The sequence below is a fragment of the Streptomyces longisporus genome, from assembly GCF_039532765.1.
GTDB lineage: Bacteria > Actinomycetota > Actinomycetes > Streptomycetales > Streptomycetaceae > Streptomyces > Streptomyces longisporus.
The window spans coordinates 996,537-1,017,969 of the sequence record NZ_BAAASG010000002.1 but is presented as its reverse complement, the minus strand read 5'-3'; the positions used below and the strand labels follow the sequence as shown (position 1 = coordinate 1,017,969).

Below are 21,433 nucleotides of genomic sequence, written 5' to 3'. Positions count from 1 at the left end.
GACCTGCGTCAACGTGTTCTTTCACTGTGGCCGTCGACCGGCCCGGGCCGCTGCGCGAGCCGGTGAGACTGTCTCGTCCGCTCGGCGAAACGCGATGCATGCTCAACCCTCCGTGTTTCCGCATTCCGGTCCGCCGCTTTAAAGTCAGTGCGATTTCTCAGCCGAGGGACAAGCCCGCGGAGGCGGGCGGGAAGCGGCGCAGTAAGCCGCCGCCGCCCGCGGCGCGGCCGCCTTCCCTCGGGCTTCGCCTGCAGCTGCCACATACCGAGGGCTTCCGCGAGGCCGGCGCTGCCACCGACGGCGAAATATCCGACCTCACCGACAAAGAGCTGGATCTCTGGGGGAGCCCGTGGTCAGCAACGTGGAGCAGGACACCGAGGCTGTGGTCGGTGGCGGCGCAGGCGCTCGGCAGGACGCGCTGTGGCTGCTGGAGGCGCTCGTCCCGGGCACGGCCGTCAACAACCTGTCCGTCGCCTTCCGGGTCGGCGCGGCCGTGGACCCTGCGGCGCTGCGGGCCGCGCTGGCAGCCGTCGTACGACGGCACGAGGCGCTGCGCACCGTCTACCACTCCGACGGCGCGCGGCTGTCGGCCCGGGTGACCGCGCCCGGTGAACTGAGACCGGAGCTGACCGAGGTCACGACGGCCGCCGCCCCGACTGCCGCCGATCTCGGGCCCTACGTCACCGCGCCGTTCCGGATCAGCGGCGAACCGCTGATCCGGGCGGTGCTGCTGCACCATCCGGACGCGGACATGTGCGCGGTGACGGCGCATCAGCTCGTCCTGGACGCTCCTTCCCTCCGCATTCTGCTTGAGGAACTCGTCGCCGAGTACGAACGTGCCGCAGCGCAACCGGCGTCGGCCGAGCCGCACCCCGTCGAGCCCCCGTACGTCGCCCCTGCGCCGAGCCCGGCCGGCCTGGAGTACTGGCGTGCGCGCCTGGCCGGTGCCGCCACCGACACGCTCGACCTCGGCTGTGCGCTGCCCGATCCGGAGCGGCCGACCCTCTCCGGCGCGGTCGAGCGCGCCGAGCTCTCGCCCGGGGCCGCCGCCGCGGTCCGGCGGCTGAGCGAGGACCTGGCCGTCTCCGAGCGCTCGGTACTGCTGGCCGGGTACTGCGCACTGCTCGAGGCGCACGGCGCCGGGCCCGATCTGATCGTCGGCCTTCCCCACGACCTGCGGCCGCCCGCATCCGCGCGCACGATCGGCCCGCACGTCACTGTGCTGCCGCTGCGGATCCCGGTCGACCCCGACGAGCACATCGGCGACCTGATACGGCGCAGCCATGAGGTGGCCGGGGAGGCCGAGGCCCACGCCGACGTGGCCGTGGACGCGCATGCGCCGGAACTGCTGCGCTCCCGGTCCGGACGGCTCAGCGCGATGTTCCGCCTGCTGTTCGACTACGCCCCCGCCGCCGACGGACCTCCTGCGCGGTTCACGCTCGCGGGCACGCCAGCCGAACTCGTCGAGGTGGAGAACGGCTGCGCGAAGCCGGACCTCGAACTGCGGGTGGAGTCCTCGGCCGACAGCGCACTGCGCGTGCGTGCGGCCTACCGGACCGAAGTCCTGACGCAGTCCGACGTCCGGTTCCTGCTGGAGCGCTACGACGCGCTTCTGTCCTCGTTCGGCGCGCGGCCCGGCCGGACGGTGGGTGCCCTGCGCGGCTGGAGTGCTCGCGACCACGCGGTCATCGACGCCGCGAACGACAGCGCCGGGCCGGTCGAGCCGGACACCGTCCTGCGGGCGATCTGGCGGCGCGTGGCCGCCGCGCCCGATGCCGTCGCCGTAGTGGAGGACGAGCGTGAGGTCACCTACCGCGCGCTCTGGCTCGCCGCACAGCGCATCCGCTCCCTGATCGAGGCGGCAGGCGTGGAACCCGGCAGCGTCGTGGCCGTGGCACTGCCGCGCGGTGCCGCCCTGGCCGCCTCGGTGCTCGGTACATGGCTGGCCAAGGCGGCCTACCTTCCCGTCGACACGGCTCATCCCGAGGAACGGATCAGACACCAGCTCTCCGACTCCGGTGCGCGCCTCGTGCTCGGCGAAGCACGGCTCGCGGGACTGGCCGAGCCGGGCGCGAGGCTGACCGTGCTGCAGCCCCCGCCGGTGGACGGGACGGCCCACGACCCGACGCATCCGCTCGACGAGCCCGCGTGGACCGATCCGCAGTCCTGCGCCTACCTCATGTACACGTCCGGCTCGACAGGCCGGCCGAAGGGGACGCTCGTTCCCCATCTCGCCCTGGCCAATCTCGTCCTGCACTTCGTCGAGGAGCTGCGGGCCACGCCGCGGGACACGACGCTGTGGACGACGACGTTCGCCTTCGACATCTCCGGCCTGGAGCTGTTCGTGCCGCTCGTCTCCGGCGGACGCGTGGTCGCCGGCCCCGATGCGGCGCGCTCCAGTGGCCGGGTGCTCGGCGCGCTGCTGGACCGGCACGCGATCCGGATCGTGCAGGCCACCCCCACCACCTGGCGGCTGGTGCTCGACCGGGTCGCCGACCGGCTGTCCGGCCGCATCGTGCTGTGCGGCGGCGAGCCGGTACCGGCCTGGCTGGCCGGACGCCTGGTCGCCGCGGGCGCCGAGCTGCACCACGTCTACGGCCCGACCGAGACGACCATCTGGTCGACCTCGGCCCTGGTGACACAGGAACCGACCGGCCGGCTGGATGTCGGCCGTCCGATCCGCAACACCCGTCTGCTCGTCCTCGACGGCCGGGGCCGGCCGCTCCCGGTCGGCCTGCGCGGCGAGCTGTGCATCGCCGGTACCGGCGTGGCGATCGGCTACCACGGCCGCCCGGAACTGAACGCCCAACGCTTCGGCGTGCACCCCGAATACGGGCGCTACTACCGGACCGGCGACATAGCCGCCTGGCGGCCGACCGGCGTCATCGATCTGATGGGCCGAAGCGACCGGCAGGTCAAGCTGCGCGGCAACCGCATCGAGCTCGGTGAGATCGAGTCGACGCTGATGACGCATCCCCACGTCGGGGGTGTCGCGGTGGTCCTGGTCGGCGACCCGAGCGGCGACGGCGTCCTCGTCGCCTGGCTGGAGCCCGCCACCGGGCTCGAAGCGCTCGAACCGGACGACATCGCGGCCCACGCACGCGAGCGGCTGTCCAGGGCGATGGTCCCCGGTGAGTTCCTGCCCCTGGACGCCCTGCCGATCAACGGCAGCGGCAAGATCGACTATCCGCTGCTGGAGCGCCGCGCCGCGCAGCGCCGCAGTGCCGTACCGGCCTTCGGCGCGGGCCACAGCGCGCCCGGGGACGCCTCCACCGAGGGCTCGGGCCCCGGTTCGGGCGACGGGCTGCTCGACGAACTCGTCACGCTCTGGGCCGCGCTCCTGCGCCGCAACGACGTGGACGCCGACACCGACTTCTTCCAGCACGGCGGTCACTCGATGCTGGCCGCCGTCGTCCTCCAGGAACTGGAACGGATCAGCGGCGTCTCGCTCGAGCTGTCCCAGATGTTCGAGCAGCCCGCCACCCCCCGCGTCCTCGCGGCCCGCGCCCGCAGCGTCGCCGAGGACGCCGGCTGACGCGACCGTCTGTGGCCGAGGCCTCAGTTGAACATCCCGTGGGCCTGCCGACCGCACCGCGGTGCGGCAACTCGCCGCGGACGTCTTCGCGCGGGGGAAGACCTCCAAGACCGCTGTTCAATTGCGGGACATCGGCGTCCGGCGGATCCGGGTTAATCTGCCGAACGGCTCTGGATATGACCACTCTTCGCAGGCGGCGCCGGCCGACTTCCTGTTCGCGCAACTCCCGGCGTACGTCGAGGACGCCGATCTCGCGCAGTTGTCGAATTCGCGGGGAAATACCCTCCGCCTTAGGACGATGGGATGAAACACATGCCGAACGCACAGTCCTGGAGCGTCATATCCGCGCCCCCCTCGGACCGGATCATTCTCGGCGTCGACTTCCCGGCCGCCGGGCGGCGGGAGGCCGGGTTCGACGAACTGGTGGCCGGCATGGGCTCCGCATGGTCCGAGTACGGGTTCCTGCAGACCGTGCCGCCGACGGTGGGACTGGCCGACCGGCCCACCGGCGACTACTACACCGAGCACTGGATGCGGGCAGGCGACTGGGAGCAGTACGAGGTCGTCGCCGTGTTCGGGTACTGCGTCGGCAGCGTCTACGCCGCCGAGATCGCCCGGCGGCTCACCGGGACGCAAGGCACCGCGCCCAAGGTCGTCCTCTTCGACCCGCAGCTGACCGACGTCCAACTGCTCGCCAACGAGATGCACAAGATGATCGCCATGGCCGGCCCCGTCTTCTCCGAGGAAGAGGCCGAACAGGGCCGCCGACGCGCCACCGCGATCGTCGAGGGCACGTCCGCCGTCCTGGCGGAGGCAGCCGTGGAGATCGTCGACCTCTACCGTGAACTGGCGACCCTCGCCTTTCAGCGGATCGGTCTGTCCGACAGCCGCCGGGACGAGGTCGTCCGACTCTTCGAGTCGTACATGACGTGGCTCTCCGCGGCGGCCCAGGTCGACCCCAGCGACGTCTGGCAGCGCTCCGTCGGCATCACGTCCGACGACTTCGCGGCGCAGGAGGAGGCCGGGGACCCCATGGTCGTCGACGCCGTCAAGGTCCTCGGCCGGCGGTTCCCGCTCGGCCTCGGCCACGCCGACCTCATGCGCGACGAAGCCGCGGTCCGTGTGCTTGTCGACCACGTCGGACTGTGAGCGCGCCCCACCCGCCGTCGAGCAATGGCACTCCGCCTCATCGAATTCACCGTACGAGAGGACGAAAAAAATGAGCGATGTCGCAGATGTCCTGTCTGCCATAGCCGGTGTTGACGTTTTCCTCAAGGATCTCTTCGTCGGTGATGACGAGCATCTGAAGTCAGCGCTCGACCGAATCGACGAGAACGGTCTGCCGCCGGCCAGCGTTTCCCCCTCGCAAGGCAAGTTCCTCTATGTGCTCGCGAAAATCGCGAACGCGCGCAACATCCTGGAAATCGGCACACTCGGCGGATACAGCACGATCGCGATGGCCCGGGCGGTCGGCTCGAACGGGCACGTCATCACGCTCGAATACGAGCCGAAGCATGCCGAAATCGCGAAGGAAAGCATCGAGCGCGCGGGCCTCGCGGACATCGTCGACGTACGCATCGGTGCGGCACTTGAGTCCCTTCCGAAGATCAAGGAAGAAGGCTTGGCCCCGTTCGACCTCGTGTTCATCGACGCGGACAAGGAAAACAACGTCGAATACATCTCGTGGGCGGTCGAGCTCTCTCGTCCCGGCGCTGTCGTCGTGGTGGACAACATCATCTGGAACGGCGCGGTCCTGGACGAGAAAAGCGAGGATCCCAATGCGATCGGCGCTCGCGACGCACTGCTCGCTTTGAGCGCCGACGACAGGTTGGAAACCACCGTGCTGCAGACCGTGTCCTGGAAGGGCTGGGACGGATTCGCCGTGGCGGTGGTGAAGTAAGGCGCCGGCACGCGTCCGCGCCGAAGACGACATCCAGGATCCAGAGCCGGGCACCACAGGCGACTGAAAGGTAGACAACTCTCATGGCATCAGCAACGGTCCTTGTGGTGGGATCCGGGCCGACGGGGCTTTCACTGGCGTACGACCTGACGCGCCGCGGTGTGCCGGTGCGCATCATCGACCGACAGAAGGAGTTCACCACCGCGTCGCGCGGCAAGGCCGGAGTGCAGCCCCGGACGCTCGAAGTCTTCGACGACTTCGGAATCCTCGACAGGCTGCTCGAAGCCGGCACCACACGGCTGCCCTTCCGGCGGTTCCTCCGGGACCAGCTGATCAGCGAGGTGGTCCCGTACGAGGACAATGAGCCGCGCCCCGACGCGCCGTATCGCCGCATGCTCTACATCCGCCAGAACGACGTCGAGGAGATCCTGCGGGGCCTGCTGAGGGAGGTGGGCTGTGAGGTGCAGCGGAACACGACGCTCACCGGCTTCACGCAGACCGACACCGCCGTGGTCGCCACGCTGGAGGGTCCGTCCGGGACCGAGGAGGCCGAGTTCGGCTACCTGGTGGGGTGCGACGGCGGCGGCAGCACCGTCCGCAAGCAACTGGGACTGGAGTTCCGAGGCTTCACGGACAACACCCAGTGGCTGTACGTCGGGGACGTGGAGGTCGACGGGCTGCCCAACGACGCCTGGTACCAGTGGTACGACCTGGAGCGCGGCCTGCTCCTGATGTGCCCGCTGCCGGGGTCCGACTCCTGGCAGGTCCAAGGGTCGGCACCGGCCGCCCCCGACGGTACGATCCCGCCCCCGTCGCTGGAGGCGCTGCAGGACGCGGTCGACCGCATCAGCGGGATGCCCATCAAACTGAGCAATCCGACCTGGCTCTCGGTGAACAAGAAGAACGTCCGGATGGTCGATTCACTGCGCTCCGGCCGGGTCCTGCTGGCCGGCGACGCGGCCCATGTGCACCCCGTGGCGGGTGCGCTCGGCGCCAACACCGGCGTACAGGACGCCTATAACCTCGGCTGGAAACTCGCCAGGGTGGTCAGGAACGGGGCCCACCAGAGCCTGCTGGACACCTACCAGGAAGAGCGCCTGCCGATCGCGGAGTGGACCCTGCGTACGTCCCTCGCCTCCGCCGACCGGATCGCGGAAGCCGTGATCGGAGGCAAGGGCGGCGCCGAAGCGGGACTGACCGAGGAGACGATGCAGCTCGGGCTGAACTACCGCGACAGCTCGCTGAGTTGGGACCTCGCTGCTCGCGGTGGTGAGGACGGTCCGGGGATACACGCGGGCGACCGCGCCCCGGACGCACCGTGCTCGGACGGCACGCGGCTGTTCGATCTCTTCCGCGGACCCCATACGACCCTGCTGGGCATGGGGGCGGGTTGCCGTGAGGCGGTGGCCCGGGTGGATTCCGTCGGCATCGCCGGACTGCGCACCGTGGACCTCGAAGAACGTCCTGCGACCTACGGCTATACCGAGGACACCCTGGTCGTGGTCCGGCCGGACGGCTATGTCGGACTGGTGACGACAGCTGACGACAGCGCCGGGGTGCTCAAGTACATGGACTTCCTGCAGGCCCCTCATTCCCTCCAGGGCCGATAACCGAAGCACAGGTGTCTCGACCAGGCAGGCGGCCCTTGCCTGCGCGCACGGCACCGCAGTGGGGTGCAGCGACGAGTTGCTGCACCCCTGACCCATGTCCGGGGGCGGCGTCCGGTGTGAGGACCGGGTTTCGCACCGGACGGCGGCCGCAGGTCCGCGCCACGCGGTTTCCGCCCATCCTGGCCGGCCACTGTCAGGGCGCGGACGAGTCCGCCCTCCGGACCGAAATGAGGCCCGGCGGGTGCCCACCGCCGCGAGTGTGGGGCTAGACCCACCGGCGAAGGGGCGTAGCGGGATACCGGGCGCGGCCCGGCCGAACGTACCTTTTCCCGGTCGGCCGACGTGTTCTCCTGCCGGCCCGCGGATCAGCGCAGCCGTAACGAACCCGTTCCACCTTCCGGAACCAGACGTCAGGAGGGTCCCAGTGAACCGCCCTGGGCATTTCGTCGCATGTGTTCTCGTGGCCGCTGCTCCGCTGTTCGCACTGGGCGGCTGTGGCGTGCCCGACCAGGTCGATTCGCAGTGTGCGAACAGCTCCTGCACCGTTCATGTGCACTCCGGGACGTCCGTCGACGTCAAGGGCATCCGACTGAACGTCAAAGAGGTCAGCGACGACTATGTCACCCTCAGTTCCCATGGCATGAGCCTGCAACTGAGCAAGAAGCTCGACCTCAAGCTGGGCAGCCACACCCTTCGTCTGGTCCAGACGGGGGGCGGCACGGCGGAGATCCAGATCAAGTAGGGCGCGACATACGATGACCGCCACCTCCGAGGAGGTGGCGGTCATCTGTGTGCCGGTTCTGCCGGAGGCCCTCAGCTGCGCAGTTCTGAGGAATCCTGCACTGGCCGGTCCTCGGCCTCGTCGGAGGGGGAGGCGGAGTCGCCTGCCTCGGGAACGCCGCCCGCCCGGTCCGCATGGCCCGGCCACCACGCGGCGTGGCCGATGAGCGCGGTGAGGCTCGGGGTGAAGAACATCGCCATGATGAATGCGGCGATCGCGATACCGAAGGAGACCGCGAAGCCCATCTCCCTGAGCAGTGCGTTGCCCGCCAGCATCATCGTGGCGAAGGTGGCCGCCAGGATGAAGCCGGCCGCGGCCACCGTCGGACCGGCGTGGCGAAGCGCCACCCCGGCCGCCTCACGCGGGTCGCGGCCCTCACGGGCCTCCTCGCGGAGCCGGGCGATCATGAGGATGTTGTAGTCCGTGCCGATGGCGACCACGAACAGATACATGATCACCGGGAGCAGGAACATCAGGCCCGAGTGCCCCTGCCCCTTCTGGAAGATCAACACCGTGGCGCCGAGGGTGGCACCGAAGCCGAGACCCACCGAGGCGATCAGATACCAGGGGGCGACGACACTGCGCAGCAGAAGTCCCAGAATGACCATGATCAGCACAGCGGCGACGGGGAAGACCGTCCGGTAGTCGTGGTTGACCGCGGAGTCGATGTCCTTGTAGATCGAGGAGAGGCCGCCGACGACGGCTTCGCTGCCGTCGGGGGCTTGGGAGTGCGCGACGTCGCGCACCCTTTGCACCGCGGCGATCGCCTGGTCCGTCGACGCCTCGTACTTGAGTGTGACGGTGAAGTCCGCGCTGGTGCCTTCCTTGTTCAGCTGGGACATGCGGGCACTGGTGACGCCGTCAACGGCGGCGAGCTTCTCGGCGTACGCGTCGAAACCCGCCTTGTCGAGCGGCTTGCCGTCGGTGCTGGACAGGTACACGTCGGTGGGCGCGGCGGCGCCGGCCGAGTACGCCTTCTGCATGTCGTCCTGGACGACCATGGACTCCTTCGTCTTGGGCATCGAGCCGGATGCCAGGTCGAAGGTGGCCTTGTAGCCGAGCGCACCAAGAGCCAGCACGATCAGGACCAGGCCGGATGCCACCGCGGTGAGCGCCGGGCGGCGCTGTACGCCCCGTCCGAGGGCGGCGAAGCGGGCGTTGCTCGTCTCGTGCTTCCAGGACTTGGAGGGCCAGAAGACCTTCGGCCCGATGAGTGACACCACGGCCGGGATCAGGGTCAGAGCCGCGACCAGGGTGGCGGCCACCGCGATGGCGAGCGCCGGCCCCATCTGCTTGAGGAAGCCCAGCGTGGACAGCACCAGCGCGAGGAAGGCGATGACGACCGCCCCGGCGGCCGAGGCGATGGCCTCGCCGACCCGGCCGACCGCGTTGACCATGGCCTCCTTGGGCTCGTCACCGGCGCGCAGGCGTTCGCGGTAGCGGAACATCAGGAACAGGAAGTAGTCCGTGCCCACGCCGAACAGCACGACGATCAGGATCGACGAGATCGAGCTGTTGGCCTCGAGACCGAACAGCTTGGTGGCATAGGCGATCAGGCCGTTGGCGACGGCGGAGACCAGGCCGATCAGGATGAGAGGCAGTACGGCCAGGATCGGCGCCCGGAAGATGATCAGCAGGCTCACCAGGATGATCGCGAAGGTACCGATCCCGACCAGGGCGTCGCCGCGCTTGGACGCGTCCTTCTGGTCGAGGGCCTGCGCGGCGGGGCCGCCCAGCTTGACCTGGAGATGTGTGCCCTTGACCAGTTGCTTGACGTCGTCGCGCAACACCTTGGCAGCGTCGATCTGCGCGGGCTGACCCGCGGTCTTCCTGTTCATCTGGACCAGGGTCATGGTGTACCTGCCGTCCTTGGACGGCGGTCCGGGTACGACCTTCTGCACCTGGTCGATGTGCTTCTGACCCAGCTCGGTGGTGATCCGGGCGGCGTCCCGCTGGTCGTCGGCGGTCAGCTTGCCGCCGTCGGTGCGCTGGTACAGCGCGATCGCCGACGGAGTGAACGCGCCGGGGAACGCCTTGTGCTGGACGTCTGATGCCCTGATGGACTCGTAACTCTTGGGCAGGAAACTGCTCTCGTCACTGTTCGAGGGCAGGCTGGGTGCGGTGGCCACGATGGCCACCGCCGCGATCAGCCAGGCCACGATCGTCCAGACGGGATGCCGGACGACAGCGCTCCCAACGCGTCGGAACATGCGGGGGTCCTCCTGGATGGCAAGGTCACCGCGGCTCGGGAAGCGACCCCGGGCATCGGCGGAGTCGGCCGGCGCTCCTCGTCGGGCCGGCCGAAGGATTGGCTTGGGAGTGGCTGCCTTGCGGTCTGATTACGCCAGTGCCTCGTACCGGACTCGCGACCTGAAAGGCAGAGCCGTTCTCAGGAATTCTTCGGAAAGGCGGCGCGCAGCACGGAACCGCGGGTGATGACGGCGGCACCGATCAGGCCCAGGGCGGACACACCCTGCATTGCGGCGTACCAAGTGGGGCAGAGACCGGGAATCAGGTCGATGCCGATGATCGCGATCGGCAGGATCACGCTGAGCGTGCTCAGACGCTCGTAGTCCCGTCGCACTCCCTGCGAGGCGCGGACGGCGCTCCGGTAGAGCACCGGTGCGAGGGCGAGCAGGATGGCGCCCCGAATCCACATGAACCCGGTCGTCGAGTGGCCGGTGAGCGCCACCACGGCGACGGTCGCGAGCACGATGGCGCAGACCATGCCGAAGAGTGCGACGTACTTCTTCAGCTGGCTGAAGGCCTCCTGGGTGCGGGCGCCGTCGAAGTACGCCGCTCCGGCGGGGGTGTCGCTGGTGTTCATGATGTCCTTCTTTCTCCATCTCGTCGTGGTGTCGACGCTACGGAGCGCGAGCGTGCGGCGGTATGGGCCTGGACGTACGGGGGAGTGGGGCCAGCCCCACCTCCGAATCCAATATGGCGATGGCAAGGTGTTCCCCGGAGCGTTCAACCTCGGCGGTCGCCCACGGCACCACGCGTTCAACTGGAGCGAACCGTGGACGTGACCGTTGTTACGCTCCAGCGCAAGTGGTCGGGCAGGGTGCCCGGTGGTGCGTAGGGGGTTTGTGGTGGCTGTCGGTCAGGTAATCCGGTTCGACGGGACGCGTGGCTATGGGTTCATCGCACCGGAACACGGCGGTGAAGACGTCTTCCTGCACGTGAACGATTTGCTCATCCCCGAGTCGTCCGTGCGCTCGGGACTCGCGGTGGAATTCGAGGTAGAGGACGGTGACCGCGGGCTGAAGGCCTCCCGGGTCCGGCTTGCGCAGACGCTCGGTCAGGCGGGGCAGGCGATGGTGTCCCGGCCGCGCATGCCTGTGGCATCCGAGGGGGCGGCGGGCGGTCCGTCGTCCGAGGAGAACCAGGAAACGATGTGCGACGTACTCGGTTCGGCCGAGTACACACGAGAGGTGACCGAGCTGCTCCTGGCCTCCGCGCCAGAACTGACAGGGCGTCAGATCGTAGAGATCCGGGCGCAGTTGGTGCAGTCGGGCAGGCGGCACGGCTGGGTCGAGGACTGACGTGGACATGTGACGCATGCCGATCCGCTCGGGGCAGCCGCCTCGTGCGGCGCCGCACCTCTGTGGCGGAGCGGGGCGTCACCGACGCGACGCGGACCATGACGGAGGCGGCAGTGGAAGAGGTTCGGGCTGAGATCGTGGCCGTCGTGAGCCAGGTGCTCACGGCGGCCGGCGATGACGTTGTCGAGGGCGAATCGCTGTTCATCCTCGAATCGATGAAGATGGAGATCCCCGTTCTCGCCGAACACCAGGGCCGGATACTGCGGGTTCCGGTCGCCCCCGGTGACACGGTTCAGGAAGGTGACCTCCTCGCGGTGATCGGCTTCGACGGCCTCTCCGCGGATGAAGGGCAGTTGGCGACCGCTGTCTCGAAACGGCGGTGTTGACGAGAAGGGACGACATGAGCACCGAGACGCTGGAGTTCCAGGCCGAGGCGCGGCAACTCCTGCAGCTGATGGTCCACTCGATCTACTCGAACAAGGACATCTTCCTGCGCGAACTGATCTCCAACGCCTCCGACGCCCTGGACAAGCGCCGTCTCGCCGGTCTCAGGGACGACCGCCTGGGGGCCGAGGACCTGCGCATCGACGTCGAGGTGGACAACGAAGCCCGCACGCTGACCGTGCGGGACAACGGCATCGGCATGTCGCGCGACGACGTCGTGGGGCTGATCGGCACCATCGCCCGGTCCGGCACGGCCGAGACCCTGCGCCGGCTCCGCGAGAGCAAGGAGTCGGCGGAGCTGATCGGTCAGTTCGGCGTCGGCTTCTACTCCGTCTTCATGGTCGCCGACAACGTTGTGCTGAGCACGCGCAAGGCCGGCGAGGAGACCGGCGTGCGCTGGGAGTCGGACGGCGGCGGGACTTACACGATCGAGACCGCCGAGGATGTGCCGGAAGGCACTTCGGTCACCCTCCACCTGCGTCCCGCGGACGAGGAGGACGCGCTTCACGACTATGCCGACGAACGCAGGATCCGGGAACTCGTCAAGCGCTACTCGGACTTCATCTCGTTCCCCATCACCCTGGGTGACGAGACCCTCAACTCGATGAAGGCCCTGTGGGCCCGGCAGCGTTCCGAGGTCAAGGACGAGGAGTACCGGGAGTTCTACCGGCGCATCAGCCATGACTGGACGGACCCGCTCGAGATCATCCAGATGCGGGCGGAGGGCACCTTCGAGTACGAGGCGCTGCTGTTCCTCCCCTCGCGCGCCCCGCACGACCTCTACCAGCGGGACGCCCGCCACGGCATCCAGCTGTATGTCAAGCGCGTGTTCATCCTGGACGACAGCCGTGAACTCCTCCCCGACCACCTCCGCTTCGTCAAGGGAGTCGTGGACGCGGCCGACCTGTCCCTGAACATCTCCCGCGAGATGCTCCAGCAGGACCGGCACATCCAGCTGATCCGCCGCCGCCTCGCGAAGAAGGTCCTGTCGACCGTCAAGGACCTCATGAGGAACGACGTCGAGAAGTACCGCACGTTCTGGCGTGAGTTCGGACCCGCGGTCAAGGAGGGCCTCCTCGACGGGGCCGAGGATCACAAGGCCATCCTCGACATCGCGTCGTTCGCATCCACCGCCGGGGACGAACCCGTCGGCCTGGCCGACTACGTGGCCCGGATGAAGGACGGCCAGGACAAGATCTACTACATGACGGGCGAGAGCCGCGCGCAGGTGGAGAACTCCCCGCACATGGAGGCGTTCAGGGCCAAGGGGTACGAGGTCCTGCTGCTCACCGACCCGGTGGACGAGATCTGGGTCGAGGCGGTGCACGACTACGACGGCAAGGAGTTTCAGTCCATCGCGAGCGGAGAGGTCGACCTGCCCTCCGAAGAGGACCCGTCGCCGGAGAAGTCCGGCCGGTACGCGTCGCTGCTGGCCTGGCTCAACGAGACCCTCGACGAGGTGCAGGACGTACGTCTGACAACCCGTCTGACCGATTCGCCGGCGTGCCTCGTCAGCGCTGCCGAGGCCATCACGCCGGCCCTGGAGAAGCTGTACAGGGCGATGGGCCAGGCGGTTTCGCCGGTCAAGCGCATCCTTGAGCTCAACCCCGAGCACCCGCTGGTCAGCGGTCTGAACTCCGCGTACGAACAGCGTGCCGCGGATCCGGGTCTGACCGAAACGGCCGAGCTGCTCTACGGGTGCGCCCTGCTTGCCGAAGGCGGCGACCTGAACGATCCGGCGCGCTTCGCCAAGCTCTTCACCGACCGCCTCGTCCGGACTGTGTGACCGACGTCCTCAGCGCCCCTTCCGCAACAGCCGACCGGCTGTCGCGGAAGGGGCGCTGCCGTGCGTGAGGCCGGCGTAAATTACGGAACGTCGGCAACCGGATTAATTTTTGTTGCGAGCCGAGTTTCCGGAATCAGGCAGTTGAACGGAGACCGCTGAGCCTTCTGATGGTACATATTTTATGGAGGACGCGTGGCTGGTTGCTGCATCGTCCCAAGGGTCCAGTCACTGTTCCAAAAAATGCGGCGACAACGAGAGGTGACGTACGTGGGGCACAAATTCTCCCTGGTTCTCAGTCGGCAGATCACCGATGAGGAGTCGGTCATCCTGCGAGAAGCCGGTTTCGCCGACGCGGCTTTCCTGAGCGATTCACTTCCCACCAACGCCGATGTCGCCGTTACGAAGATAGATTTCGATGACACGGCATCGCCCACTCTGGCCGAGGCGATCGAAACGGCCCTGGAGACGGTGAAGAAGGTCCCCGACCTCACCGTGCCGGGTCTGAGTGTTCCGGCCGTGCCGAAGGAGTCTCCGGCCGACGAGCCGCCCGTGCTGGTCGGCGAGGTGGTGGACGAGGCGGCCGCAGCGGAACAGCCGCCGGCGAAGAAGACGGCCGCGAAGAAGCGCAGCGCGAAGAAGGTGAGCGCCGCGGTCCAGGGCGCGGGCGGGGTGTAACCGCCGGGAACACATCGAGGCTCCGGCTCGAGAGGTGACCATATGAGTCACCCGGAACAGCCGGAGCTTCGTTGCGTTTGCCGCCTGTCGGCGTCGTACTACTTTCAACAAGGTCGTTCAACTGGCGCATCGCGAGGGTTGAACACTTCTTCGAGTTTGAGTCGCGTGTATGACTGGGGTTGGCGGATGGGCCTCGCGCGTCCCGTGCTCGACGGGCCCAGAGCCACCGGAAGTACTTGAATTCCCTACTGACATCGATGTCGACGGTGGTAACAGCGAATGGCTCAGAGGAATTCGGTCGGCGTAGCCAGGTCTACGATGATGTCCGATGTGCGGCGATTATCGCGTATCAGGTCCCTGTCGACCGGCAGGTGTGATACGCCCAGGTCAGGCCTCTTGTCACGGTGTCGTACGGAATGCGACGCGGGGATCCTGGAGTTCTGGACCGCCGCAGCTGTGTCTCAGGTGCCGGCAAGCCCTCGGCGGGCTGGCGCATTGTGGTCTGGTGCTGAACTCCCTGGACGAGCCGAATAGTGCGGGAATCTGGTTGTCGAAGCCCGGGGGAAAACCTTTTCTACAGGGTCGGGGAAGATGGCCAAGATGCATGTTGACACCTTGTCGGTTTGCTGTCGTCGGCCAGTGGCGGACGCCCTCGACTCCTCCATCCATATGGGGGTGTCTTCTTCGATAAATTTGGGTAATACCTGCGTGCCGCAGTTCCGTTTTGTTCCCCTGGGTGCAAAATGAGGGAAGTGGAGACGGGGCTGGTCCGGCATTGCCGTCGAGTGTCTGCTCAGATGTGTCGAGCGGGTAGTCTTAAAGAAGTTGTAAATCCGGATGCTTCGCTTCCATGGCGAGGTGCGGACTGTTAGCCTGGAGGTACGGGATTTAACAATCCGTGCAGCCTGACCAGCTATTAAATCGGGGGTGTTAATGGGTGGCCTGCCAAACGTCCCTCATGGACTCCATGTGTGCGGTAGGAGCTAGATATAACGGCTCCAGCTTCTTCACTGCGAATAACTCGGTGTCGTTGTCATGGGGGTTGCAATATGGGCCTTGTAGGACGCAATGTAATTTCGCTTGGAGTGGATAGTTTTCGGGACGGTGTTCCCGGAATTGTTTCCGTTCCGATCATGCAGGTATTACCCGGGGACTCACCCCGCTTGGCGGGCGAGGACAAGGCTCACGTATTACGGCTGGCAGCGCTCGACGGCAAGCTTCCGCCCATACTCGTCGATCGAAGAACCATGAGAGTGATCGACGGGATCCATCGTTTGATGGCGGCCTCGCTCAAGGGGCAGGAGATAATCGACGTCGAGTTCTTCGACGGCAGTCGCGAGGACGCGTTCCTCAAGGCCGTCGAGGCGAACGTCGAGCACGGGCTCCCGCTGACTCAGGCCGACCGCACCGCAGCGGCACTTCGCATCCTCAAGTCGCATCCCGACATGTCGGACCGTGCCATCGCGAAGTCCACCGGTCTGGGGGCCAGGGCGGTCGCGGAGCTGCGCCGCTCGTCCGACTCCGTACCGAAGACGGATTTTCGTGTCGGGCGGGACGGCAGAGTGCGTCCGCTGAACGGTGCGAAAGGCCGGCTGCGGGCGGCGGAGCTCATCAAGGACAACCCGGACGCTTCCCTGCGCCAGGTGGCCAGGATGGCCGGAGTCTCCCCGGCGACGGCGCTCGACGTGCGGCGAAGACTGGAACGCGGTGACGAACCAGTCCCGTGTCCGCAGCCCGCCGTCGGGGTCGAGGCGGAATCCCTGAGGGATGACTGTCCGGTCCAGAACCTGTCCGAGGTCGGGCCCCAGTCGACGGCCACGCTCGAAAAGCTCATGCGCGATCCCTCGCTGCGACAGAGCGAGTTGGGGCGCCGGCTCCTGAGGATGTTCAGGGAGAACGTGCTGGGGGCGAAGGACATGACGGACATCGTTGCCTCGGTGCCCTCCCACTGCATCGAGTTGATCATTCAGCTCTCCCGGCACAACTCGCTGATCTGGGACGAGTTCGCCCAGGAGTTGAAGCGGCGGGCGCAGGTCGTCAATCCCGAATAGCGGCGGATCTGTTCAAGGTGACCGTGGCCTTCCAGGGCGACGGGTGTCCGCCTGAGAACCGGGCGGGAGCGGGCACAGGGCGGCGAGGACCGGACAGCCGGTCCGTCCGCCCGCATGCCCCGCGCCCGCCGCCGGGACGGGCAGGCGTCCTGTTTCCTCACCGTGGCGGCTCGGCTCCCCCGAGGTGCGGGTGGCTAGCTCTCCCCGGGGTCGGCGGCGGTCAGTGCGAGGAGCGCGTCCTCCAGGGGCACCCGCTCGACCCGGAGACCCTCCGGCACGATGCCGTGGTGCGCCAGTTCGGACAGGACCGGGTGCAGCACGTCGGTGGTGGCGGTGACCGTCACCCGCTCGTCCTTACGCGTCACACCGGTCACGCCGGGCAGCCGGGTCAGCAGGTCGTCGTGGAGTGGGAGGGACGGCAGGAACGTGATCCGGTGGTGGTCCCGGATCCGCTGGATCAGTCCGGACGGGGTGTCGACCGCCGCTACACGTCCTTTGTTCAACAGGGCGACACGGTCGCACAGGCGCTCTGCCTCCTCCATGAGGTGTGTGACGAGGAGGATGGTGACGCCGCTGGCACGGACGGTTTCAATCGTGTCCCATGTCTCCCGCCGGGCATGGGGGTCAAGGCCGGTGGTGATCTCGTCCAGCACTGCCACCTGAGGGTTGCCGACCAGTGCCAGCGCCATCGACAGGCGCTGCTTCTGGTCGCAGGACAGTTCCCCGGAGCCGGTCGTGGCCCCCGAGTTGAGCCCGAGCGAGTCGACGAGCACATGCCAGTCGGCGGGATCGCGGTAGAAGGAGCTGTACAGCGTCAATGCCTCGGCGACCTGCAGTCTGTCGGACGTTGTGCCGTCCTGTAGCCGGACGTCCAGTCGGCGGGTGATCTCGGCACGTTCCGCATAGGGGTCGAAGCCGAGCACCCTGATGGTGCCCCCGTCGCGTTTCCGCAGCCCCTCGATGCATTCCACGGTCGTGCTCTTGCCCGCGCCGTCGGGCCCGAGGATCCCGAAGATCTCACCTTGCTCGACGGTCAGGGAGACATCGTCGACCGCCACCACGTCGCCGTACTTCTTACGCAGGTTCTGCACCTCGATTACTGCGGACACGACTGTCCCTCCGTGTAGGCATCCCCCGCGGATGTCATACGGCCGGCGGTGAGACCGGCCGACTTGAAGAACCTATGGGGGCACCCCGCTGCGAGGTATCCCACTACGCCCCGCGGACTGTGGGTCTATCCCCACTCACCCAGCGTCACACCCATGGCCCTTTTTGGCTGGAATCAGCCGCTCTGAGGGGCGGGTCGTCGGCTGTCGGGACGAGACGAGGGACCGCCGTTCAGCGACCGCTCTGTTCGTCGGCGCCGAGATAGGTCAGGACGGCCCGGACCCGGCGGTTTGTGTCGTCGTCGGCGGCGGCGAGGCCGAGCTTGGCGAAGATCGTGGTCGTGTACTTGCTGATGGCGCCTTCGCTGAGGAACAGCCGGCCGGCGATCGCCGCGTTGGAGAGTCCCTCGGCCATCAGGGCAAGCACCGAGCGCTCCCGCTCGGTGAGGGTGGCGAGCGGATCGGCTCGCATGGGACGACCCAGCAGCTTCGCCACCACCGTCGGATCGAGTGCCGTACCGCCGTCGGCGACGCGACCGAGTGCGTCCATGAACTGTCCGGCGTCCAGGACGCGATCCTTGAGCTGGTAGCCGACGCCACCGTGCCCGTCGGCGAGGAGTTCGCGCGCGTAGAGCTGTTCCACGTGCTGCGAGAGGATGAGCACGGGCAGCCCTGGTACCTCCCGGCGCGCGGAGAGCGCGGCCTGCAGTCCTTCGTCGGAGAACGTCGGCGGCAGACGGACGTCCACGATCGCGACATCCGGCCGGTGGGTGAGCAGCGCATCGAGGGTGGCGGGCCCCGTGTCGACCGCCGCCACCACCGAATGGCCATGGGCCTGCACGAGACGGACCATGCCGTCGCGGAGGAGGAAAAGATCTTCGGCTACGACAACGCGCACGGCACCGCCACGGTCATATGGGTGGGACCTCCGGCCGGGCTGTCGATCTCCAGCCGGCCACCGAATGCAGCCAGCCGACGCTGGATCCCGCTCAGTCCGGAGCCTGGTCCGGCGGCGGCCCCGCCGATCCCGTCGTCGGCCACGGTGGCGGTGAGCGTCTCATGTGCGTAGGTGAGTTCGACTGCCACCCGGGAGGCATGGGCATGTTTGGCCACATTCGCCAGCAGTTCCGCCACGGCGAAGTAGACCGCCGACTCGACCGGGCGTTCCGGCCGGGCAGGCACGGCGCTGTGCACGGTGACCTCGACCGGAGCGTCGAGTGCCAGGGCGCGCACGGCGTCGATCAGGCCGCGCTCGGCGAGCACGGGCGGGTTGATGCCGCGGACCAGCGATCGCAGCTCGGCAAGCGCGGTGGCCGACGAGGCTCGGGCGTCGGCGAGGATGGCCTTCGCGGCGTCGGGATCGGTGTCGACCAGTTGCTCGGCGGCTCCCATCGACATACCCATGGCGACCAGCCGGGCCTGAGCGCCGTCGTGCAAGCCCCGTTCGATGCGCTCCAGTTCGGCCGACTGGGTCTGTGTCAGATCCGCGCGGATGGCTTCCAGCTCCTCCACGCGCCTACCGAGCTTGGTGCGCGGGACCGGCCCGAGGAACCGCTTCGCCAGAGGCCCGAAAACCCGCCACGCGAACGGGGCTGCGGCCAGGCTCGCGGCGATCATGACGATGCCGTAGCCGAGGAGCCCCGGCGTCGACGTCATGGAGACGCCGCCGACGAGCCCGAGCAACGGCAGGACCGCGACCGGCAGCACGGTGACACCGGCGATCAGGGCCCACAGCCCGTCCCAGTGCAACTGCGGGTCGTGGAACCGGGCGTGCACCTTGGCTCGGCGGCGGGCTTCCCGCTCGGACCGGTGGTACTCGTGGCCGTCCCACCAGTACCCCGTCACCATGCGGGTGACCGGCGGAACGGGCCGGTAGGACACCTCGATCCGCAGACCGAGCCAGTCTTCCGCGCGTCGGCGCGCGGCCGTCGCGAGCGCACGGCTGGTCAACGGGTGTACGACCCAGACGGCCACGGCCATCCACACGATGACGACCAGGGTCTCCCCAAGAGTGGCCAACGCCCGGACGGCCAGCGGGGCGGAGGCAATTCCATCGGACCAGGAATAGGCCACCTGGGAGCCGCCCAGACCGACGACCACCGCCACAGTCACGAGCAGGCTGGTCAATCCAGCCAGCACCAGGGACCGGTACAGTCCCCGCGCGACCTCGACGCACCAGCGCACGGGACCGCCTCCTGCAGGCAGCCTCATTCGCCCATCCTTTCGCCCGGCAATCATTGTGCCAGCCGGGATTCCCTTCCCGGCATACGGCGAACGTACGTCGGCCGTTCCGCGCCAGGCATCCCGCTACGCCCCCCGAGCGGTGGGTCTAGCCCCACTTCGGCCTTGGGCGCCGGTTCGGGGGGACTGGCGCGCAGTGTCCGACCGCGGAGGCGGGGTCAGACCGGAGGGATCGTCACCGCGGTGGCCACCCATTGGTGACGGACCGTCCACCGTCCCTCGAAATACCTGAGTCGGCGGCCTCCGACGACCGGTCCGGGGACGAGCAGCTCGGCGCGAAAATGACCGTAGGGCACCGCTCCGGATGCAGCATGGACCTCGATGTCCGCCTCCTCGAAGCCAAGCCACTCGCCGGTCAGGGGGAACCACGCCTTGTAGACGGACTCCTTCGCGCTGAACAGCAGCCGGTCCCAGTGGACGGCGGGCCGCTGCGCGGCCACCAGTGCGAGGCGCGCCCGCTCGGCAGGCAGCGACACGGCGTCCAGGACGCCCTTGGGCAGCGGCCCGTGGGGTTCGGCATCGATACCGAGGGAGACGAGGTCGGTGGTGCGGACGAGGGCGGCGGCGCCGTAGCCGTCGCAGTGGGTCATGCTGCCGGCCAGACCGGCAGGCCACAGCGGTGCGCCGTGCTCGCCGGGCAGGATCGGCTGCGGGGGCACGCCGAGCTTGTCCATGGCACGGCGTGCGCAGGCGCGTACGGCGGCGAACTCGCACCGACGCTTCTGCACGGCCTGCGCGACGACCTCGGCCTCCTCGGGATACAGCGGGGCCTGATCGGCCCCGCCGTCGCCGAATGACTCCACGGCCACCACCGAGTCCGGGAGCAGGTCAGTGATCAACGGTTTCCACCTCCAGCAGCAGTTGGCGGCGCACCCTGCCCGAAGGGCGCGGGTGCCGGCCGCTCGCGGGATGCTGAGCCGACGCGACGAGATGAGGGGACTGCTCGCCGCGAAGGCTCCACGCCCGGACCGCACCCCTGCGCAAAAGCGCCGGACGGGGAGGGGAGATCGTGTTGTTCGACGGCATCCTGATCCCCACCCGGCACCGCATCGGAACAGAGAGCCGGCCCAACCACTTCGGCCCACTGCGTCCGACCGGCGCGGTGAGCGGTGGGTCACCGGCGCTCGGCGCGGCTGTGCGTGTCCTCAGCGGGGAATCAGCTGACGTTACTGCAGCCCGACGTAATGACAGGCGCCGACTCGTCGGACCTGTAGGACCAGTTGAGGCACCGCCAGACCGCGCTGCCGCCGGTGGTGGTGATGGTGCGGTATTCCCATGCGAGATCGGTCGGCCCGGTGCAGTTGGTGCCTTCCAGCCACAGGCCGGTGGTACTGAAGTGCGACGTCAGAGTCGCGCATACGTAATCGGCGGTGGCGGCGGCCGAGGTGGCCGGGGCGGCATGTGCTGCGGTGGCGGGGGCGAAGGTGCCCACGAGAATCGCGGCTGTGCAGGCACCGAGGTGTAAAACCCGCTTCAAGTGAATCTCCTGTCTTCGGCCCGGGCCACGGCGGCCCCGGGCGTGCGCTCCCAGTCTCGGCAGGTGAGAGATGGGGGACAACATTTGCCCGGGTCCCGAGGTCAAACGCGGACGGGCGTCAGGACGCGCGAGACTCGCCCACGACCTGGACGGCATTCCGACCGAAGGCCATACCCCGACAGCCAGCCGGTTTTCGATGACGGCGAGGGTGAGCTGGCAATGCCTATTTCGGGCCGCGGTCGCCATCGACGGGTCGAGGCCCGCCGACCAGTGCGGCAAAAC

General features: G+C 68.1%; 17 protein-coding genes. 10 read left to right on the top strand and 7 right to left on the bottom strand.

All coding sequences use genetic code 11. The features are described 5' to 3' along the window. Positions 1-349 precede the first annotated feature (349 nt). The 5 genes from ABD355_RS06070 (at position 350) to ABD355_RS06050 (ending at position 7,787) form a co-directional block, all read left to right on the top strand. Complete coding sequence (locus tag ABD355_RS06070) at positions 350-3,535, top strand: non-ribosomal peptide synthetase (protein ID WP_344399013.1); 3,186 nt, start codon at positions 350-352, stop codon at positions 3,533-3,535. A 312-nt stretch (positions 3,536-3,847) separates the two neighbouring features. After that, positions 3,848-4,684: a hypothetical protein gene (locus ABD355_RS06065; protein WP_344399012.1), complete on the top strand. Its 837-nt coding sequence runs from the start codon at positions 3,848-3,850 to the stop codon at positions 4,682-4,684. Positions 4,685-4,754: 70 nt separating this feature from the next. Beyond that, positions 4,755-5,435: an O-methyltransferase gene (locus ABD355_RS06060; RefSeq protein WP_344399010.1), complete on the top strand. Its 681-nt coding sequence runs from the start codon at positions 4,755-4,757 to the stop codon at positions 5,433-5,435. An 83-nt stretch (positions 5,436-5,518) separates the two neighbouring features. Further along, positions 5,519-7,045 (top strand): FAD-dependent oxidoreductase, encoded by a 1,527-nt coding sequence (locus ABD355_RS06055; protein WP_344399009.1) that lies wholly within the window; start codon positions 5,519-5,521, stop codon positions 7,043-7,045. 460 nt (positions 7,046-7,505) lie between these two features. Then, the gene (locus tag ABD355_RS06050) at positions 7,506-7,787 is read left to right on the top strand and encodes a hypothetical protein (RefSeq protein WP_344399008.1); all 282 of its coding nucleotides are present in this window, start codon (positions 7,506-7,508) and stop codon (positions 7,785-7,787) included. 71 nt (positions 7,788-7,858) lie between these two features. On the opposite strand, the gene ABD355_RS06045 is transcribed toward ABD355_RS06050, so the two are convergent. Together ABD355_RS06045 and ABD355_RS06040 are read right to left on the bottom strand one after the other, a co-directional pair. After that, positions 7,859-10,036, bottom strand: coding sequence for an MMPL family transporter (locus ABD355_RS06045; protein ID WP_344399007.1), 2,178 nt, complete (start codon positions 10,034-10,036; stop codon positions 7,859-7,861). 179 nt (positions 10,037-10,215) lie between these two features. After that, positions 10,216-10,653 (bottom strand): hypothetical protein, encoded by a 438-nt coding sequence (locus tag ABD355_RS06040; RefSeq protein ID WP_344399006.1) that lies wholly within the window; start codon positions 10,651-10,653, stop codon positions 10,216-10,218. A gap of 244 nt (positions 10,654-10,897) precedes the next feature. On the opposite strand from ABD355_RS06040, the gene ABD355_RS06035 reads away from it, so the two are divergent. The 5 genes from ABD355_RS06035 (at position 10,898) to ABD355_RS06015 (ending at position 16,327) form a co-directional block, all read left to right on the top strand. Next, entirely contained in the window at positions 10,898-11,371 is a 474-nt protein-coding gene (locus tag ABD355_RS06035; protein ID WP_425585698.1) for a cold-shock protein, read from the top strand. Positions 11,372-11,415: 44 nt separating this feature from the next. Next, complete coding sequence (locus tag ABD355_RS06030; protein WP_344399005.1) at positions 11,416-11,757, top strand: biotin/lipoyl-binding carrier protein; 342 nt, start codon at positions 11,416-11,418, stop codon at positions 11,755-11,757. Between the two features lie 14 nt (positions 11,758-11,771). After that, entirely contained in the window at positions 11,772-13,601 is a 1,830-nt protein-coding gene (htpG, locus tag ABD355_RS06025) for a molecular chaperone HtpG (protein ID WP_344399004.1), read from the top strand. 267 nt (positions 13,602-13,868) lie between these two features. After that, on the top strand, positions 13,869-14,276 hold the full coding sequence (locus ABD355_RS06020; RefSeq protein ID WP_344399003.1) for a hypothetical protein: 408 nt from the start codon (positions 13,869-13,871) through the stop codon (positions 14,274-14,276). 1,163 nt (positions 14,277-15,439) lie between these two features. Further along, the gene (locus ABD355_RS06015) at positions 15,440-16,327 is read left to right on the top strand and encodes a transcriptional regulator (RefSeq protein WP_344399002.1); all 888 of its coding nucleotides are present in this window, start codon (positions 15,440-15,442) and stop codon (positions 16,325-16,327) included. Positions 16,328-16,521: 194 nt separating this feature from the next. On the opposite strand, the gene ABD355_RS06010 is transcribed toward ABD355_RS06015, so the two are convergent. From ABD355_RS06010 to ABD355_RS05990, 5 genes are all read right to left on the bottom strand, one after another. After that, the gene (locus tag ABD355_RS06010) at positions 16,522-17,436 is read right to left on the bottom strand and encodes an ABC transporter ATP-binding protein (RefSeq protein WP_344399001.1); all 915 of its coding nucleotides are present in this window, start codon (positions 17,434-17,436) and stop codon (positions 16,522-16,524) included. A 229-nt stretch (positions 17,437-17,665) separates the two neighbouring features. Continuing rightward, positions 17,666-18,331: a response regulator transcription factor gene (locus tag ABD355_RS06005; RefSeq protein ID WP_344399000.1), complete on the bottom strand. Its 666-nt coding sequence runs from the start codon at positions 18,329-18,331 to the stop codon at positions 17,666-17,668. Then, complete coding sequence (locus tag ABD355_RS06000; RefSeq protein WP_344398999.1) at positions 18,316-19,644, bottom strand: sensor histidine kinase; 1,329 nt, start codon at positions 19,642-19,644, stop codon at positions 18,316-18,318. Before ABD355_RS06000 ends, ABD355_RS06005 begins: the two co-directional genes overlap by 16 nt. A 188-nt stretch (positions 19,645-19,832) precedes the next feature. Then, positions 19,833-20,513: a 4'-phosphopantetheinyl transferase family protein gene (locus ABD355_RS05995; RefSeq protein WP_344398998.1), complete on the bottom strand. Its 681-nt coding sequence runs from the start codon at positions 20,511-20,513 to the stop codon at positions 19,833-19,835. Positions 20,514-20,830: 317 nt separating this feature from the next. Further along, positions 20,831-21,106, bottom strand: a complete 276-nt coding sequence (locus ABD355_RS05990; RefSeq protein ID WP_344398997.1) for a hypothetical protein — start codon at positions 21,104-21,106, stop codon at positions 20,831-20,833. Positions 21,107-21,433: the final 327 nt, after the last annotated feature.

Bases quoted from the DNA above. Each gene is read 5' to 3' on its own strand.
- ABD355_RS06065 (WP_344399012.1), top strand. From the start codon at position 3,848: ATGCCGAACGCACAGTCCTGGAGCGTCATATCCGCGCCCCCCTCGGAC.
- ABD355_RS06060 (WP_344399010.1), top strand. From the start codon at position 4,755: ATGAGCGATGTCGCAGATGTCCTGTCTGCCATAGCCGGTGTTGACGTT.
- ABD355_RS06055 (WP_344399009.1), top strand. From the start codon at position 5,519: ATGGCATCAGCAACGGTCCTTGTGGTGGGATCCGGGCCGACGGGGCTT.
- ABD355_RS06045 (WP_344399007.1), bottom strand. From the start codon at position 10,036: ATGTTCCGACGCGTTGGGAGCGCTGTCGTCCGGCATCCCGTCTGGACG.
- ABD355_RS06040 (WP_344399006.1), bottom strand. From the start codon at position 10,653: ATGAACACCAGCGACACCCCCGCCGGAGCGGCGTACTTCGACGGCGCC.
- htpG (WP_344399004.1), top strand. From the start codon at position 11,772: ATGAGCACCGAGACGCTGGAGTTCCAGGCCGAGGCGCGGCAACTCCTG.
- ABD355_RS06000 (WP_344398999.1), bottom strand. From the start codon at position 19,644: ATGAGGCTGCCTGCAGGAGGCGGTCCCGTGCGCTGGTGCGTCGAGGTC.